Consider the following 11,850-nt stretch of genomic DNA (forward strand, 5'->3'; position numbering starts at 1 on the left):
GGTTCCTCCCGAAATCCCTCGCGCCCGATGGCCCTTCCGCGCCATCGGGCGCGCCTCGTTCCGCGAGACCCGCTCCACCCCGGGCCGCTGCCGGCTCCCGCTTCGCTCACCCGCTTTCGGTACGCCCGAAGCACCACCCACCGCCGCGAAGTCCGCACCCCTCCCGTGATCCGGCTGACGTCACGGGACCCAGACGGCGTTGTCGTGGGCGAAGAGGACCTGCCGAGGGTCGAGGGCGAGCAAACGGTCCAGCCAGGGCGCGGGCCGGCCGATGGCGGCACGCCGGGCGAGGACGTCCCCGGTGAAGGCGGTGGCGTGGTCATGGCTCTGACCAGCGACGATCACGGTGCCGTCGGGGGTGGCGACGATCACGGACTGGTGGCCGGCGGTGTGCCCGGGGGTGGGCACGATCAGCACGCCGGGGAGGATCTCGGCTTCGCCGTCCAGTTCTTCCAGAACCGCGCCGGGGTGATCGACCAGATCGGCCAGGTATTCGTCGGACTCGCGGGCCAGGATGAGCTCGGCGCGCTGGGCGAAGACCGGGAGACCGGCCAGTTCCGCGTTGCCGCCGCAGTGGTCGAAGTGCAGGTGGGAGTTGATGACGTACCGCAGATCGCCGGCCGTGGCACCGGCGGCCCGCAGCGCCGAGCCGAGCGGAACCCGGCGGGGCCGGTAATGGGCGTCGACGCCCGGGGCATGGCCCATGCCGGTGTCGACCAGGATCGCGCCCTCGGGATGATCGATCAGGTAGCCGAGGCAGGGTTCGGCGCGCGGCGCCCCGGTGCCGGTCTCCTCGGCAGGCCGGACGAAATACCCGAAGTCGACTCGGCGGACGGCGATGTCGGTCATCGCCGCAGTATCCCCAGCCCGGCACCGCATCGCCCGGCTTCTCTGCCGAGGGCAGAGAGGTCCGGCCGAAACGGCAGTGGCCCGCACCGTGATCGGTGCGGGCCACTGTCTCTGGTAGTCCCGAAGGGATTCGAACCCTCGCTACCGCCTTGAGAGGGCGGCGTCCTAGGCCGCTAGACGACGGGACCAGAACCTGTCTTGCACCGCCCGCTCCTGCGGCGGCGCGGTGAACTCTATCAGCACCTTTGACGAATGTTCGAATCGGATACCCCGGTGCGGGCCGCCTCGTGACCGGCCCCACAGCGACCGCCGATCCGGGCCGCGGCGAACCCGGACGGAGGGCTCGCTTCCCGGCGTACCGAAAGCGGAAAAGGCGGCGAAGGGGGCGCGGCAGCGACCGCGCCGCGAGCGAATCCGGCGTTTCCCGGAAAAGCGGTCAGCGATGGTTGAACGGGGCGACGGCCTCGCGGTTGCGCGCCGCGTCCTCCGGGCCGAGCAGCGCCTCGCACACCCGGATCAGGCGGCTGCGCAGGCCGGCGGCGCGGCGGGCGAGCTCGCGCTGACGTCCCACGTACTCCGCCTTGCCCTCCGGGGTCTCGATCTTGACCGGGGGGTGCCCGTAGGAGGTCAGGTCGTAGGGGCTGGCCTGCATGTCCAGCAGGCGGATCTCGCCGGCCAGGGCGAAGCAGTCCAGGGCCAGCGCGCCGGGGACGGCCGGGCCGAGTTTCTGCGCCCACTTGTGCACGTCCATCGCGGCGTGCAGGCAGCCGGGCTGGTCGAGGTCGACCTGGGTGGCCCGGGTGGGCTGGAGCCGGTTGAGGCCGACGGCCTCCGGGGTGAAGAAGCGGAACGCGTCGTAGTGCGTGCAGCGGATGGTGTGCTGCTCGACCACCTTGTCGGTCTCGGACTGGCCGAGGCGCAGCGGCAGCGGGTGGCGGTGCTCCGGGTCGCGGTAGACCATCGCCCACTCGTGCAGGCCGAAGCAACCGGAGAAGACCGGGCGGGACGCGGTGGCGGTGAGCAGGCCGTGGATGTATCGCACGCTCTCGCCGCGGGCGTGCAGGAACGCGTCCTCGTCGAGGGCGACGATGCCGTCCTCGTGAGTGGCGTAGAACTTCCAGCCGGCGTGCTCGGCCAGCCCGTCGGGCGCCGCGGCCAGGCCGGCGCCGACCCCCGGGTGCCAGCGGCGCAGCATCGCCGGGCGGGTGCCGTAGTAGTCGTAGAGGAAGTCCTCGATGGCGTGTTTCTCACCCGTGGCCCGACGGGCACGGTGGCCCGCGGTCATCTGGTCGGCACGCTCGGCGTGCGCCCGGGCGAGGGGAATCCAGGTGACCGAGGGCAGCGTGGTGGTGAGTGCCCTCACCTGCTTGATCCCCATCGCACCAATGTATCTAGCCGAAGCGATCAACACGATCACCGTTAGGCGCGAATGAGGTCCGCCACGGTGTGTTCCTCGGGCTCGGGCAGGGCGCGATTTCCGTCTTCTTGGTGATTGGGTGGTTTGTGGACCGCCGGGGGCCAGCCGAGCCCGGGCGCGCCGGGCAGCGCGAATCCCAGCCGGGGTCCGAGCCCCAGCGTCAGGCAAACGACAGAAGCCATGCGAAGTAATGTAGTACATCTACTACAGACTTGATAGCGTGGTGGACATGACGGAGGTGGTATTGCAGAGCGCCGGCGAGGACCCGCTGGTGGCCGAGCCGGTCATCGAGGTCCGTGATCTGCGGATGCGTTACGGGGCGAAAGAGGTCCTCGTCGGCATCGGCTTCTCCGCCCGCCCCGGTGAGGTGATCGCCCTGCTCGGGCCGAACGGAGCGGGCAAGACCACCACCATCGAGATCCTGGAGGGCTTCCGGCGCCGCTCGGCCGGGCACGTCCGGGTGCTCGGTGCCGACCCGGAGCGCGGCGACGAGCGCTGGCGGGCCCGGCTCGGCGTGGTCCTGCAGTCCTGGCGCGACCACGGCAAGTGGCGGGTCCGCGAGCTGCTCGAGCACATCGGCGGGCACTACGCGCCGTTCAGCACCGACCGGATCCCGCGGCCCTGGCCGGTCGACGAGCTGCTGGCGGCGGTCGGCCTGACCGCCGCAGCGCGGACCCGGGTGACCCGGCTCTCCGGTGGCCAGCGCCGCCGGCTTGACGTGGCGATGGGCATCGTGGGCCGGCCCGAGCTGCTCTTCCTCGACGAGCCGACGGTCGGGTTCGACCCGGCCGCCCGGCGCGAGTTCCACGACCTGATCCACGAGCTGACCGACATGGCCGACACCACGGTGCTGCTCACCACCCACGACCTGGACGAGGCGGAGAAACTCGCCGATCGGATCCTGATCCTGTCCAGCGGGCGGATCATCGCCAGCGGCTCGGCCGACGAGCTGTCCCGGCAGGTGGCCGGGGAGACCGAGATCCGCTGGACCCGGGACGGGCAGCGGTTCGTGCACTCCACCGCCGACGCCACGGCGTACGTGCACGAGCTCTTCCGGCAGCACGGCACGGCGATCGACGACCTCGAGGTGCGCCGGTCCAGTCTGGAGGACACCTACATGAAGCTGGTGCACGAGGCGGAGGTGACCCGATGACGCCCGTCGTGCTGGGTCTGCGCCGGGGGTGGACCGAGATCAAGCACACCTTCACCAACCCGGCCGACCTGTGGGCCTACCTCTTCCCGGCGGCCCTGCTGCTCGGCACGGTCTTCTTCATGCGGAACGCGACGGTGCCCGGCACCTCGTTCTCGCTCGGCGCCCGCACCCTGCCCAGCATCTTCGGGATGGGCCTGGTGCTCGGCGGCCTGATGACCACCGCGCAGCAGCTGATCATGGACCGGGAGGACGGCACGCTGCTGCGGGCCAAGGCCGTCCCGCACGGCATGACCAGCTACCTGAGCGGCAAGGTGGCGCTGGTCGGCGGGATGACGCTGGTCGGTTTCCTGCTCCAGTTGATCCCGGGACTGTTCCTGGTGGACGGCCTGTCGGTGGACGCGGACGGCTGGCTCACCCTGCTCTGGCTGATCCCGGTCGGCTTCGTCGCCACCCTCCCGCTGGGCGCCGCGATCGGCTCGCTCTTCGACGACCCGCGCAACATGGCCCTGGTGGTGATGCCGATCTTCGGGTTGATCGCGATCTCCGGCATCTTCTATCCGATCACCGCCATGCCCGGCTGGCTCCAGGGTCTGGCGCAGGCATTCCCGCTGTACTGGCTAGGGTTGGGCATGCGCTCGGTCTTCCTGCCCGATTCCCTGGCGGCGGTGGAGCTCGCGCATTCCTGGCGGCATCTCGAGACGTTCGGGGTGCTCGCCGTCTGGGCGGTCATCGGGCTGGTGCTGGCCCCGGTGCTGCTGCGCCGGATGGCCGGCCGCGAGTCCGGCTCGGCCGTGGCGGCGCGGCGGGAGCGGGCCATGACCCGGGTCGGGCGTTGAGGGAGCGATGGCAACCGAGGTCACGTACAACCGGATCGCGATGCTGCGCGCCGAGCGGGGCATCTCGCGGCGGCAGCTCGCCGACGCCCTCGGCGTGCACTACCAGACCGTGGGTTACCTGGAGCGCGGCGAGTTCAGCCCGAGCCTTCACCTGGCCATGCGGATCTGTCAGTACTTCGAGGTTCCGGTCGAGGTGGTGTTCGCCCTGGAGCCGTTCCCGCGACTCGGTGCCACCTCGCAGTCGGCGTAGATTTCAGGGGTCCGTCCATTACGAAGATGGGGATTACCCGTGCGCTTCGCCCGTTTTGTTCATGCCGCTGGAGTGTCGTTCGGCGTCGTCGAGGGTGACGGCGCCTCCGGCCTGACGGTGGCCGAGATCAGCAGCCTGCCCTTCGAGAAGGTCGTCCGCACCGGGCAGCGCTGGGCGCTCCCGGACGTCCGGCTGCTCGCGCCGATCTTCTCCAGCAAGGTGATCGGGGTCGGCCGCAACTACGCCGAGCACGCCGCCGAGATGGGCAACGAGGTGCCCAAGGAGCCGCTGATCTTCATCAAGCCGTCCACCTCGGTGATCGGGCCGGGCGACGCGATCCGGATCCCCTCGGTCACCACCCAGGTCGAGGAGGAGGCCGAGCTCGCCGTGGTGATCGGCGCCACCGGCGCCCGCCGCGTCGACCGCGCCGGCGCCGAGAAAGCGATCTTCGGCTACACCTGCGCCAACGACGTCACCGCCCGTGACCTCCAGCGCAAGGACCCGCAGTGGACCCGGGCCAAGGGCTTCGACTCGTTCTGCCCGCTCGGCCCGTGGATCGAGACCGAGCTCGACGTCAGCGACCTGGAGGTGCGCTGCGAGGTCGGCCGCACGCCGGAGAGCATGGAGGTCCGCCAGATCGGCCGGACCAAGGACATGGTCTTCGACATCCCGGGCCTCGTCTCCTACGTCTCGCACGTGATGACGCTGCTCCCCGGCGACGTGATCCTGACCGGCACCCCGGCCGGCGTGAGCCAGATCGTGCCCGGCGACACCGTGTCGGTGAGCGTCCAGGGCATCGGCGAGCTGCGCAACACCGTGGTCGCCCTCGACTGACCTGCGCGATCGCGCCTCGGGAGCAGTTTGGGTAACCCGATTTGGCGGCCGGGGAGGGCTCGGGTAAAGTTCTCTCCGGCGCGGCAAGCCGGGCCAAATGGGGTATGGGGTAATTGGCAGCCCGACTGATTCTGGTTCAGTTAGTCTAGGTTCGAGTCCTGGTACCCCAGCGTTACCAACCTTCGGGTTGGTGCCGCTGGAGCGCTTCGGCGCAGCAGCAGTTCTGGTCCCGTCGTCTAGCGGCCTAGGACGCCGCCCTCTCAAGGCGGTAGCGAGGGTTCGAATCCCTTCGGGACTACACATAGCAACGGCTCGCATCCTTCGGGTGCGGGCCGTTTCGCATTCCCGCCACTCGCGGTCCGCTCGTGCTCCCGCTCACCCACCGTCCCCACCGCGCCACCCGCACTTGGCTGCCGAGTCGCCTGCCCCGATCCCGCCGCCGCCCGAACCCCCACCGGGTCCCATCGCCCTCTCCCGGACGCCGACAGGACCACCACGCCCAGCCGAGACCACCCGGCTGGCCCCCATCGCCCTTCCCCGAACACGGACAGGACCACCAAGCCCAGCCCGGACCACCCAGCTGGCCCCCATCGCCCTTCCCCGAACACGGACAGGACCACCAAGCCCAGCCCGGACCACCCAGCTGGCCCCCACCGCCCTTCCCCGAACACGGACAGGACCACCAAGCCCAGCCCGGACCACCCAGCTGGCCCCCACCGCCCTTTTCCGGATAAGGACCCTGAGCGTGAGCCGGGGCATCCGGGCCGGCGCCGGGAGCCGTTGACCGGCGCGGTTAAGGGCTCTCGGCCCAAGCCGAGACCCGGGCTGGCGCCCATCGCCCTATCCCCGCCCGCGATAGGGCCACCAGGACCAGCCGGAACCCATCGAGCTGGCGCCCACGGCCCAATCCCCAGCTCCCGGCACAAGCCGACACCCGGGCTGGCACCCACGGCCCTATCCCCGGCCGCGATAGGGCCACCAGGACCAGCCGGAACCCATCAAGCTGGCGCCCATCGCCCTATCCCCGGCCACGATAGGGCCATGGGGACCAGCCAGAACCCATCGAACTGGCGCCCACGGCCCAATCCCCAGCTCCCGGCACAAGCCGACACCCGGGCTGGCACCCACGGCCCTATCCCCGGCCGCGATAGGGCCACCAGGACCAGCCGGAACCCATCAAGCTGGCGCCCATCGCCCTATCCCCGGCCACGATAGGGCCATGGGGACCAGCCAGAACCCATCGAACTGGCGCCCACGGCCCAATCCCCAGCTCCCGGCACAAGCCGACACCCGGGCTGGCACCCATGGCCCTATCCCCGCCCGCGATAGGGCCACCAGGACCAGCCAGAACCCATCGAGCTGGCGTCCACGGCCCTATCCCGGATCCGGATAGGGCCACCAGCGCCAGCCGGCCGACGGCACCGGGCGGGGCAGACGGCGTTACTCGAGGGTCGCGGGCTACACGGCGTACTGAAAATCGGACCACGGGCAGAAACGGGGGCTGCGGACCGGAAGCGGGCGCGGGCTGGACGTCAGACGGGCGTACCGGAAATGGCGGAGCGGGAGTGGAGCGGACCGCTAGCGGCGGAACCCCGACCGGAGCAGACCAGGAGTCAGTCGGTGGGGTAGTTACGGCGGTTGCGTTTGGTCTCGGCGCGCTGCTTCTTGGCGGTGATGCGGCGTTCCACCGAGCCCTTCGTCGGGCGGGTCGCGCGACGGGCCCGGGGCGGGGCGGCGATCGCCGAGGCGACCAGGTTGCCGAGGCGGGCCGCGGCGGCCTCCCGGTTGCGCAGCTGGGAGCGGTGCTCGGAGGCGGTGATCGTGAGCACACCGGACACCAGGCGGGCGCCGAGGCGCTCGACCGCGCGCTCCTTGAGCGTGGCCGGCAGCAGGTCGGAGCCGAGCAGGTCCCAGGACAGCTCGACCCGCGAGTCGGTCGTATTGACGCCCTGGCCACCAGGGCCACCGGAACGGGAGAACCGCCAGGAGAGCTCCGCCGCCGGGATGGTCAGGCGATCGTTCACCCGTACGTCCTCAAGCACGCGGCCAAGCATCGCACCCGGACGGAAACCGCGCCACGGGGTTGTCAATCGATCCCGACGTGGACACCAGGGCTGTTTTCGAAACGGGAAGGGGCATGATGGTTCGGGTGACGTCCCCATCCGCACCGGTCGCCACGACCGGGTATCCGTGGCCCATCGAAACCACGCGGCTGGCGAACGGCCTCCGCGTCGTCGTCAGCGAGGACCGGACCGCCCCGGTCGTCTGCGTCAATCTCTGGTACGACGTCGGCTCCCGGCACGAACCGCCCGGCCAGACCGGTTTCGCCCACCTCTTCGAGCACCTGATGTTCGAGGGCTCGCAGCACGTGAAGAAGACCGAGCACATGAAGCTCGTGCAGGGCAACGGCGGCTCGCTGAACGCCACCACCAACCCGGACCGGACGAACTACTTCGAGAGCATGCCGGCCGAGCACCTGGAGCTGGCGCTCTGGCTGGAGGCCGACCGGATGGGCGGCCTGGTCCCGGCGCTCACCCAGGAGACCCTGGACAACCAGCGCGAGGTGGTGAAGAACGAGCGCCGCCAGCGGTACGACAACGTGCCGTACGGTGACGCCTGGTTGCGCCTGCTGCCGCTGCTCTACCCGGCCGGGCATCCGTACCATCACGCCACGATCGGGTCGATGGAGGATCTGAACGCGGCGAGCCTGGACACCTTCAAGGCCTTCCACCAGCAGTACTACGCGCCGAACAACTGCGTCCTCACGGTCACCGGGGACGCCTCGCCAGCCGAGGTGTTCGCGCTGGCCGAGAAGTACTTCGGGGCGATCTCCCCGGTGCCGGACATCCCCGCGGCGCCCGCCGGGCACCTGGCCGGCCCGGCCACCACGCCGGTCCGCGAGACGGTCACCGCCGCGGTCCCGGCCGCGCGGATCTACCTCTCCCACCGGACGTACCCGTTCGGCACGGCCGGGTACGACGCGGTCACCGTGCTCGCCACCGTGCTGGGCAGCGGCCGGGGCAGCCGGCTCTACCAGCGCCTGGCCGACGGCAAGCGGATCGCCCAGCCGGACTACATCGGCGCCTACGGTGTCGACCTGGCGCACGCCCCGGCCCCGCTGATCGTCACCGCCACGGTGAAGGACGGGATCCCGGTGGAGACCCTGGAGGACGGGCTCACCGAGGTGCTGCAGAGCCTGATCGACGAGCCGGTCACCGACGAGGAGCTGAACCGGGCCAAGGCGCTGCTGACCACCAGCTGGTGGCGGCAGGTGTCCACGGTCGGCGGGCGGGCCGACACGCTGGGGCGGTACACCACCCAGTTCGGTGACCCGGCCACCGCCGGGTACCGGTTGCCGGCCTGGCAGGCGGTGACCGCCGACGACATCGCCGAGGCGGCCACCCGCACGTTGCAGCCCTCGTCCCGCGTCACGCTGACCTACCTGCCAGGGGAAGAGAAATGAGCCTCGTCACCACCCGCCCGGAGCCCGGCACCGCGCGGCCCTACACCTTTCCCGCTGTCCGCCGGGTCACCGCGCACGGCGGCACGGTGATCGCCGCGCACCTGCCCGGCCAGGTGCTGGCCACCGCGATCCTGCTGCTGGACGCCAGCGCCGCCCGGGAGACCGAGGGCCGCGAGGGCACCGCCACCGTGCTGGCCAAGTGCCTGGAGGAGGGCACCGAGAAACGCGACTCGGCGGCGTACGCGCTGGCGCTGGAGGGTCTCGGCGCCGAGCTCGGCCCGTCGGTGGACTGGGACGCGTTCCGGGTCAGCGTCTCCGCCCCGGCTCCCCGGCTGGCCGCCGCGGTCCGGCTGGCCGCCGAGGCCGCCCGCACCCCGAAACTGGACCCGGCCGACGTGTCCCGGGTCCGCGACGACGAGGTGACCGCGCTGCGGATGGACTGGGCGCAGCCCGGCCCGCGGGCGGACGCCGCCCTGCGCGCCGACCTGTTCGCCGCCGACGGGCGGTACAGCCGGCCGCTGCACGGTGACCCCACCTCGGTGGCCGCCGTGACGGTCGACGACGTGCTCGCCTTCCACCAGCAGTGGATGCTCCGGCCGGGTGTGCTGCTGGTCGCCGGCGACCTGGACGGGCTGGACCTGGCCGAGCTGGCCGAGGCGGCGTTCGCCGACACCACCGGGCAGGCCCTCGCCCTGGATCCGCCGCTCGGGCTGGCCGTCCCGGAGCGCCCGCACGTGATCCTGGTCGACCGGCCCGGCTCGGTGCAGTCCACGCTGCGGATCGGGCACCGGGCGCCGGAGCGGGCCACCCCGGACTACGTGCCGATGACGCTGGCGGCCACGGTGCTCGGCGGGGCGTTCACCTCCCGGCTGAACCATCTGATCCGCGAGGTGAAGGGGTACACGTACGGCATCCGCGGGTCGTACGCGATGACCCGCCGCGCCGGGCGGTTCGAGGTGGCCGCCGGGGTGCAGACCGCGGTGACCGCCCCGGCGATCCGGGACACGCTCGGCGAGATCCGGCGTACCCAGCAGGAGGGCGTGACCGAGGCGGAGCTGGCGGTGGCGCGGTCCTGGCGGGCCGGGCAGCTGTCGGTGGAGATGCAGACGCCGGGCGCGATCGCCGGGGCACTGGCCTCGCTGGTGGTGCACGGGCTGCCGGACGACTACTACGTGACGCTGCGCCGGGAGTACCTGGAGGCGACCGTCGAGCAGGTGTCCGCGGCGGCCGGGCGGCACCTGTCGGTGGACGGGCTGTCGCTGGTGGTCGAGGGTGACGGCGCGACGATCCGCGAGGAACTGGCCGAGTTCGGCGAGGTGACCGAGGCCGCGGTCTAGAGACCCGGTGAGGAGGCCGGCGGAAGATCGCCTGCCTCCTCACCGGTCACCAGGCATGGTGCCGGTCAGAACTGTGACCTGGGCCGCTTCACGTACGGTGAGTAGCGACGCCCCGATAACGTCGCGCCATGACGATCACCGACGTGCCGGTCGAGACGCGGCCGGCTCGCCGCAAAGTCGGCACCGTTCTGCTCTGGTTGCTGCTGGTCCCCGGCCTCTGCTGGACCGTCGTGCGGGTGGCCGGGTGGGATCGCGGGCCGCTGATCCCATTGCTCGCCTTCACGCCGTACGTCGCTCTCTGGTCCTTGATCCTCGCGGTTTTGATCCTGTCCGTGCGGCGCTGGGCCGCGGGCGCGGTCGCGGCCCTGGTCGCCGTCGCGCTGGCGGCGTGCGTCCTGCCGCGCGCCCTGCCGGACCTGGACCGGGGCGCCACCGAGGGCGTGACGCTGCGCATGATGACGACGAACATGCTGCTCGGCGGCGCCGACGCGGCGGACGTCGTCCGCCTGGTCCGGGAGAACGACGTGGCCGTGCTGGCCGTGCAGGAGTTCGCCCTGCGCGCGCAGGATTCGCTGACCGCGGCCGGGATCGATGAGCTGCTCCCCTTCCACGAGCTGGCCCCGGAGGACTGGGCGAGCGGCACCGCCCTCTATTCGCGATTCCCGCTCGTCGAGCCGGGCGCGAAGCGCAACCGCGGCGGGTTCCAGCAGACCTGGGGGACGATCCAGCTGCCCGGCGCGGTCCCGGTCTTCGTCGAGTCGGTGCATCCGCTGGCCCCGGCCACCCGTGGCGCCTACGACGGCTGGCGCAAGGATCTCGCGGACGAGCCGAGGTCGGACGGCGACAACCCGCGCCGCGTCCTGCTCGGCGACTTCAACTCGACGCTCGACCACGGCCCGTTGCGCGACCTGATCTCGCACGGTTACCGCGACGCCGCCGACGCGGTGGGCAAAGGCCTGATCGGCACCTGGGGCCCCTACGACGGGGACCCGATCCCGCCGGTCACCATCGACCATGTGCTGGCCGACGAGGAGATCGGGGTACGAGACGTGTCCGTGCACGACGTGAAGGACTCCGACCACCGCGCGGTGGTCGCCGAGCTGATCCTGCCGGCGGCGTCATGACCGCCGCGATCCGCCCGCTGACCATGGAGGACGTGCCGGAGCTGACCGAGGTGCTGATCGGCACCCGGGACTACCTGGCGCCCTGGGACCCGATCCGGGACGAGAGCTTCTACACCCTGCAGGGTCAGCGGCAGGTGGTCGCCGAGCTGCTGCGCTCCGGCAACGCGCTGCCGCACGTCATCCTCGACGACGGCAGGCTGGCCGGCCGGGTGAACCTGAACAGCGTCGTCCGCGGCCCGTTCCAGTCGGCCAGCCTGGGCTACTGGGTGGCCGAGCGGCACGCCGGGCGCGGGCTGGCCTCGTTCGCGGTGGCCGAGGTGCTGCGGCTGGCGTTCACCGACTACGAGCTGCACCGGGTCGAGGCCGGCACGCTGCTGCACAACGTGCGGTCGCAGCGGGTGCTGCTGAAGAACGGGTTCCAGCGGTTCGGGACGGCCCCGCGCTACCTCAAGATCGCCGGCGAGTGGCAGGACCACCACCTGTTCCAGATCGTCGCGGAAAACTGGTTGGCCGCCGCCTCCCCGGCCTCCTAGGCTCTGCGGCATGTTTGTCAGCGCGATCACGACCACGCCGGGACATCCCGGCGT

The 11,850-nt window shown here is 71.4% G+C and carries 12 protein-coding genes and 3 tRNA genes; 10 read left to right on the top strand and 5 right to left on the bottom strand.

Annotated elements, in window-relative coordinates; translation table 11 throughout:
- Positions 1-180: 180 nt before the first annotated feature.
- From Aiant_RS15720 to Aiant_RS15735, 4 genes are all read right to left on the bottom strand, one after another.
- Positions 181-849: an N-acyl homoserine lactonase family protein gene (locus Aiant_RS15720; RefSeq protein ID WP_189328790.1), complete on the bottom strand. Its 669-nt coding sequence runs from the start codon at positions 847-849 to the stop codon at positions 181-183.
- A gap of 112 nt (positions 850-961) precedes the next feature.
- Positions 962-1,037 (bottom strand) — tRNA-Glu (locus Aiant_RS15725).
- 248 nt (positions 1,038-1,285) lie between these two features.
- The gene (locus Aiant_RS15730; protein WP_189328789.1) at positions 1,286-2,227 is read right to left on the bottom strand and encodes a 3-methyladenine DNA glycosylase; all 942 of its coding nucleotides are present in this window, start codon (positions 2,225-2,227) and stop codon (positions 1,286-1,288) included.
- 41 nt (positions 2,228-2,268) lie between these two features.
- Positions 2,269-2,448: a hypothetical protein gene (locus Aiant_RS15735; RefSeq protein WP_189328788.1), complete on the bottom strand. Its 180-nt coding sequence runs from the start codon at positions 2,446-2,448 to the stop codon at positions 2,269-2,271.
- 47 nt (positions 2,449-2,495) lie between these two features.
- Between Aiant_RS15735 and Aiant_RS15740 the strand changes: the two genes are divergently transcribed.
- The 6 genes from Aiant_RS15740 (at position 2,496) to Aiant_RS15765 (ending at position 5,637) form a co-directional block, all read left to right on the top strand.
- Positions 2,496-3,419, top strand: coding sequence for an ABC transporter ATP-binding protein (locus Aiant_RS15740; RefSeq protein WP_189328787.1), 924 nt, complete (start codon positions 2,496-2,498; stop codon positions 3,417-3,419).
- Complete coding sequence (locus Aiant_RS15745; protein ID WP_189328786.1) at positions 3,416-4,255, top strand: ABC transporter permease; 840 nt, start codon at positions 3,416-3,418, stop codon at positions 4,253-4,255. Before Aiant_RS15740 ends, Aiant_RS15745 begins: the two co-directional genes overlap by 4 nt.
- Positions 4,256-4,262: 7 nt before the next feature.
- Complete coding sequence (locus tag Aiant_RS15750; RefSeq protein ID WP_189328785.1) at positions 4,263-4,505, top strand: helix-turn-helix transcriptional regulator; 243 nt, start codon at positions 4,263-4,265, stop codon at positions 4,503-4,505.
- Positions 4,506-4,544: 39 nt separating this feature from the next.
- The gene (locus Aiant_RS15755; RefSeq protein ID WP_189328784.1) at positions 4,545-5,339 is read left to right on the top strand and encodes a fumarylacetoacetate hydrolase family protein; all 795 of its coding nucleotides are present in this window, start codon (positions 4,545-4,547) and stop codon (positions 5,337-5,339) included.
- 98 nt (positions 5,340-5,437) lie between these two features.
- A tRNA-Gln gene (locus tag Aiant_RS15760) sits at positions 5,438-5,509 on the top strand.
- Between the two features lie 55 nt (positions 5,510-5,564).
- Positions 5,565-5,637: transfer RNA gene (locus Aiant_RS15765), tRNA-Glu, on the top strand.
- A 1,315-nt stretch (positions 5,638-6,952) separates the two neighbouring features.
- Here the strand turns inward: Aiant_RS15765 and arfB are convergent.
- A complete protein-coding gene (gene arfB / locus Aiant_RS15770; RefSeq protein WP_189328783.1) occupies positions 6,953-7,393 on the bottom strand; it encodes an alternative ribosome rescue aminoacyl-tRNA hydrolase ArfB in 441 nt (146 codons plus the stop codon).
- An 86-nt stretch (positions 7,394-7,479) separates the two neighbouring features.
- Between arfB and Aiant_RS15775 the strand changes: the two genes are divergently transcribed.
- The 4 genes from Aiant_RS15775 (at position 7,480) to Aiant_RS15790 (ending at position 11,796) form a co-directional block, all read left to right on the top strand.
- Positions 7,480-8,802: a M16 family metallopeptidase gene (locus tag Aiant_RS15775; protein WP_229829864.1), complete on the top strand. Its 1,323-nt coding sequence runs from the start codon at positions 7,480-7,482 to the stop codon at positions 8,800-8,802.
- Complete coding sequence (locus Aiant_RS15780; protein ID WP_189328781.1) at positions 8,799-10,139, top strand: M16 family metallopeptidase; 1,341 nt, start codon at positions 8,799-8,801, stop codon at positions 10,137-10,139. Before Aiant_RS15775 ends, Aiant_RS15780 begins: the two co-directional genes overlap by 4 nt.
- Positions 10,140-10,267: 128 nt before the next feature.
- Entirely contained in the window at positions 10,268-11,263 is a 996-nt protein-coding gene (locus tag Aiant_RS15785) for an endonuclease/exonuclease/phosphatase family protein (protein WP_189328780.1), read from the top strand.
- Positions 11,260-11,796, top strand: a complete 537-nt coding sequence (locus tag Aiant_RS15790) for a GNAT family N-acetyltransferase (RefSeq protein WP_189328779.1) — start codon at positions 11,260-11,262, stop codon at positions 11,794-11,796. Before Aiant_RS15785 ends, Aiant_RS15790 begins: the two co-directional genes overlap by 4 nt.
- The last annotated feature ends 54 nt before the right edge of the window (positions 11,797-11,850 follow it).

It is taken from the genome of Actinoplanes ianthinogenes, from assembly GCF_018324205.1.
GTDB classification, from domain to species: domain Bacteria; phylum Actinomycetota; class Actinomycetes; order Mycobacteriales; family Micromonosporaceae; genus Actinoplanes; species Actinoplanes ianthinogenes.

What these genes read in the sequence shown, in the direction of transcription:
- Aiant_RS15720 (WP_189328790.1), bottom strand. Translation starts at nt 849, where the DNA reads ATGACCGACATCGCCGTCCGCCGAGTCGACTTCGGGTATTTCGTCCGG.
- Aiant_RS15730 (WP_189328789.1), bottom strand. Translation starts at nt 2,227, where the DNA reads ATGGGGATCAAGCAGGTGAGGGCACTCACCACCACGCTGCCCTCGGTC.
- Aiant_RS15735 (WP_189328788.1), bottom strand. Translation starts at nt 2,448, where the DNA reads ATGGCTTCTGTCGTTTGCCTGACGCTGGGGCTCGGACCCCGGCTGGGA.
- Aiant_RS15740 (WP_189328787.1), top strand. Translation starts at nt 2,496, where the DNA reads ATGACGGAGGTGGTATTGCAGAGCGCCGGCGAGGACCCGCTGGTGGCC.
- Aiant_RS15745 (WP_189328786.1), top strand. Translation starts at nt 3,416, where the DNA reads ATGACGCCCGTCGTGCTGGGTCTGCGCCGGGGGTGGACCGAGATCAAG.
- Aiant_RS15750 (WP_189328785.1), top strand. Translation starts at nt 4,263, where the DNA reads ATGGCAACCGAGGTCACGTACAACCGGATCGCGATGCTGCGCGCCGAG.
- arfB (WP_189328783.1), bottom strand. Translation starts at nt 7,393, where the DNA reads ATGCTTGGCCGCGTGCTTGAGGACGTACGGGTGAACGATCGCCTGACC.
- Aiant_RS15775 (WP_229829864.1), top strand. Translation starts at nt 7,480, where the DNA reads ATGGTTCGGGTGACGTCCCCATCCGCACCGGTCGCCACGACCGGGTAT.
- Aiant_RS15780 (WP_189328781.1), top strand. Translation starts at nt 8,799, where the DNA reads ATGAGCCTCGTCACCACCCGCCCGGAGCCCGGCACCGCGCGGCCCTAC.
- Aiant_RS15785 (WP_189328780.1), top strand. Translation starts at nt 10,268, where the DNA reads ATGACGATCACCGACGTGCCGGTCGAGACGCGGCCGGCTCGCCGCAAA.
- Aiant_RS15790 (WP_189328779.1), top strand. Translation starts at nt 11,260, where the DNA reads ATGACCGCCGCGATCCGCCCGCTGACCATGGAGGACGTGCCGGAGCTG.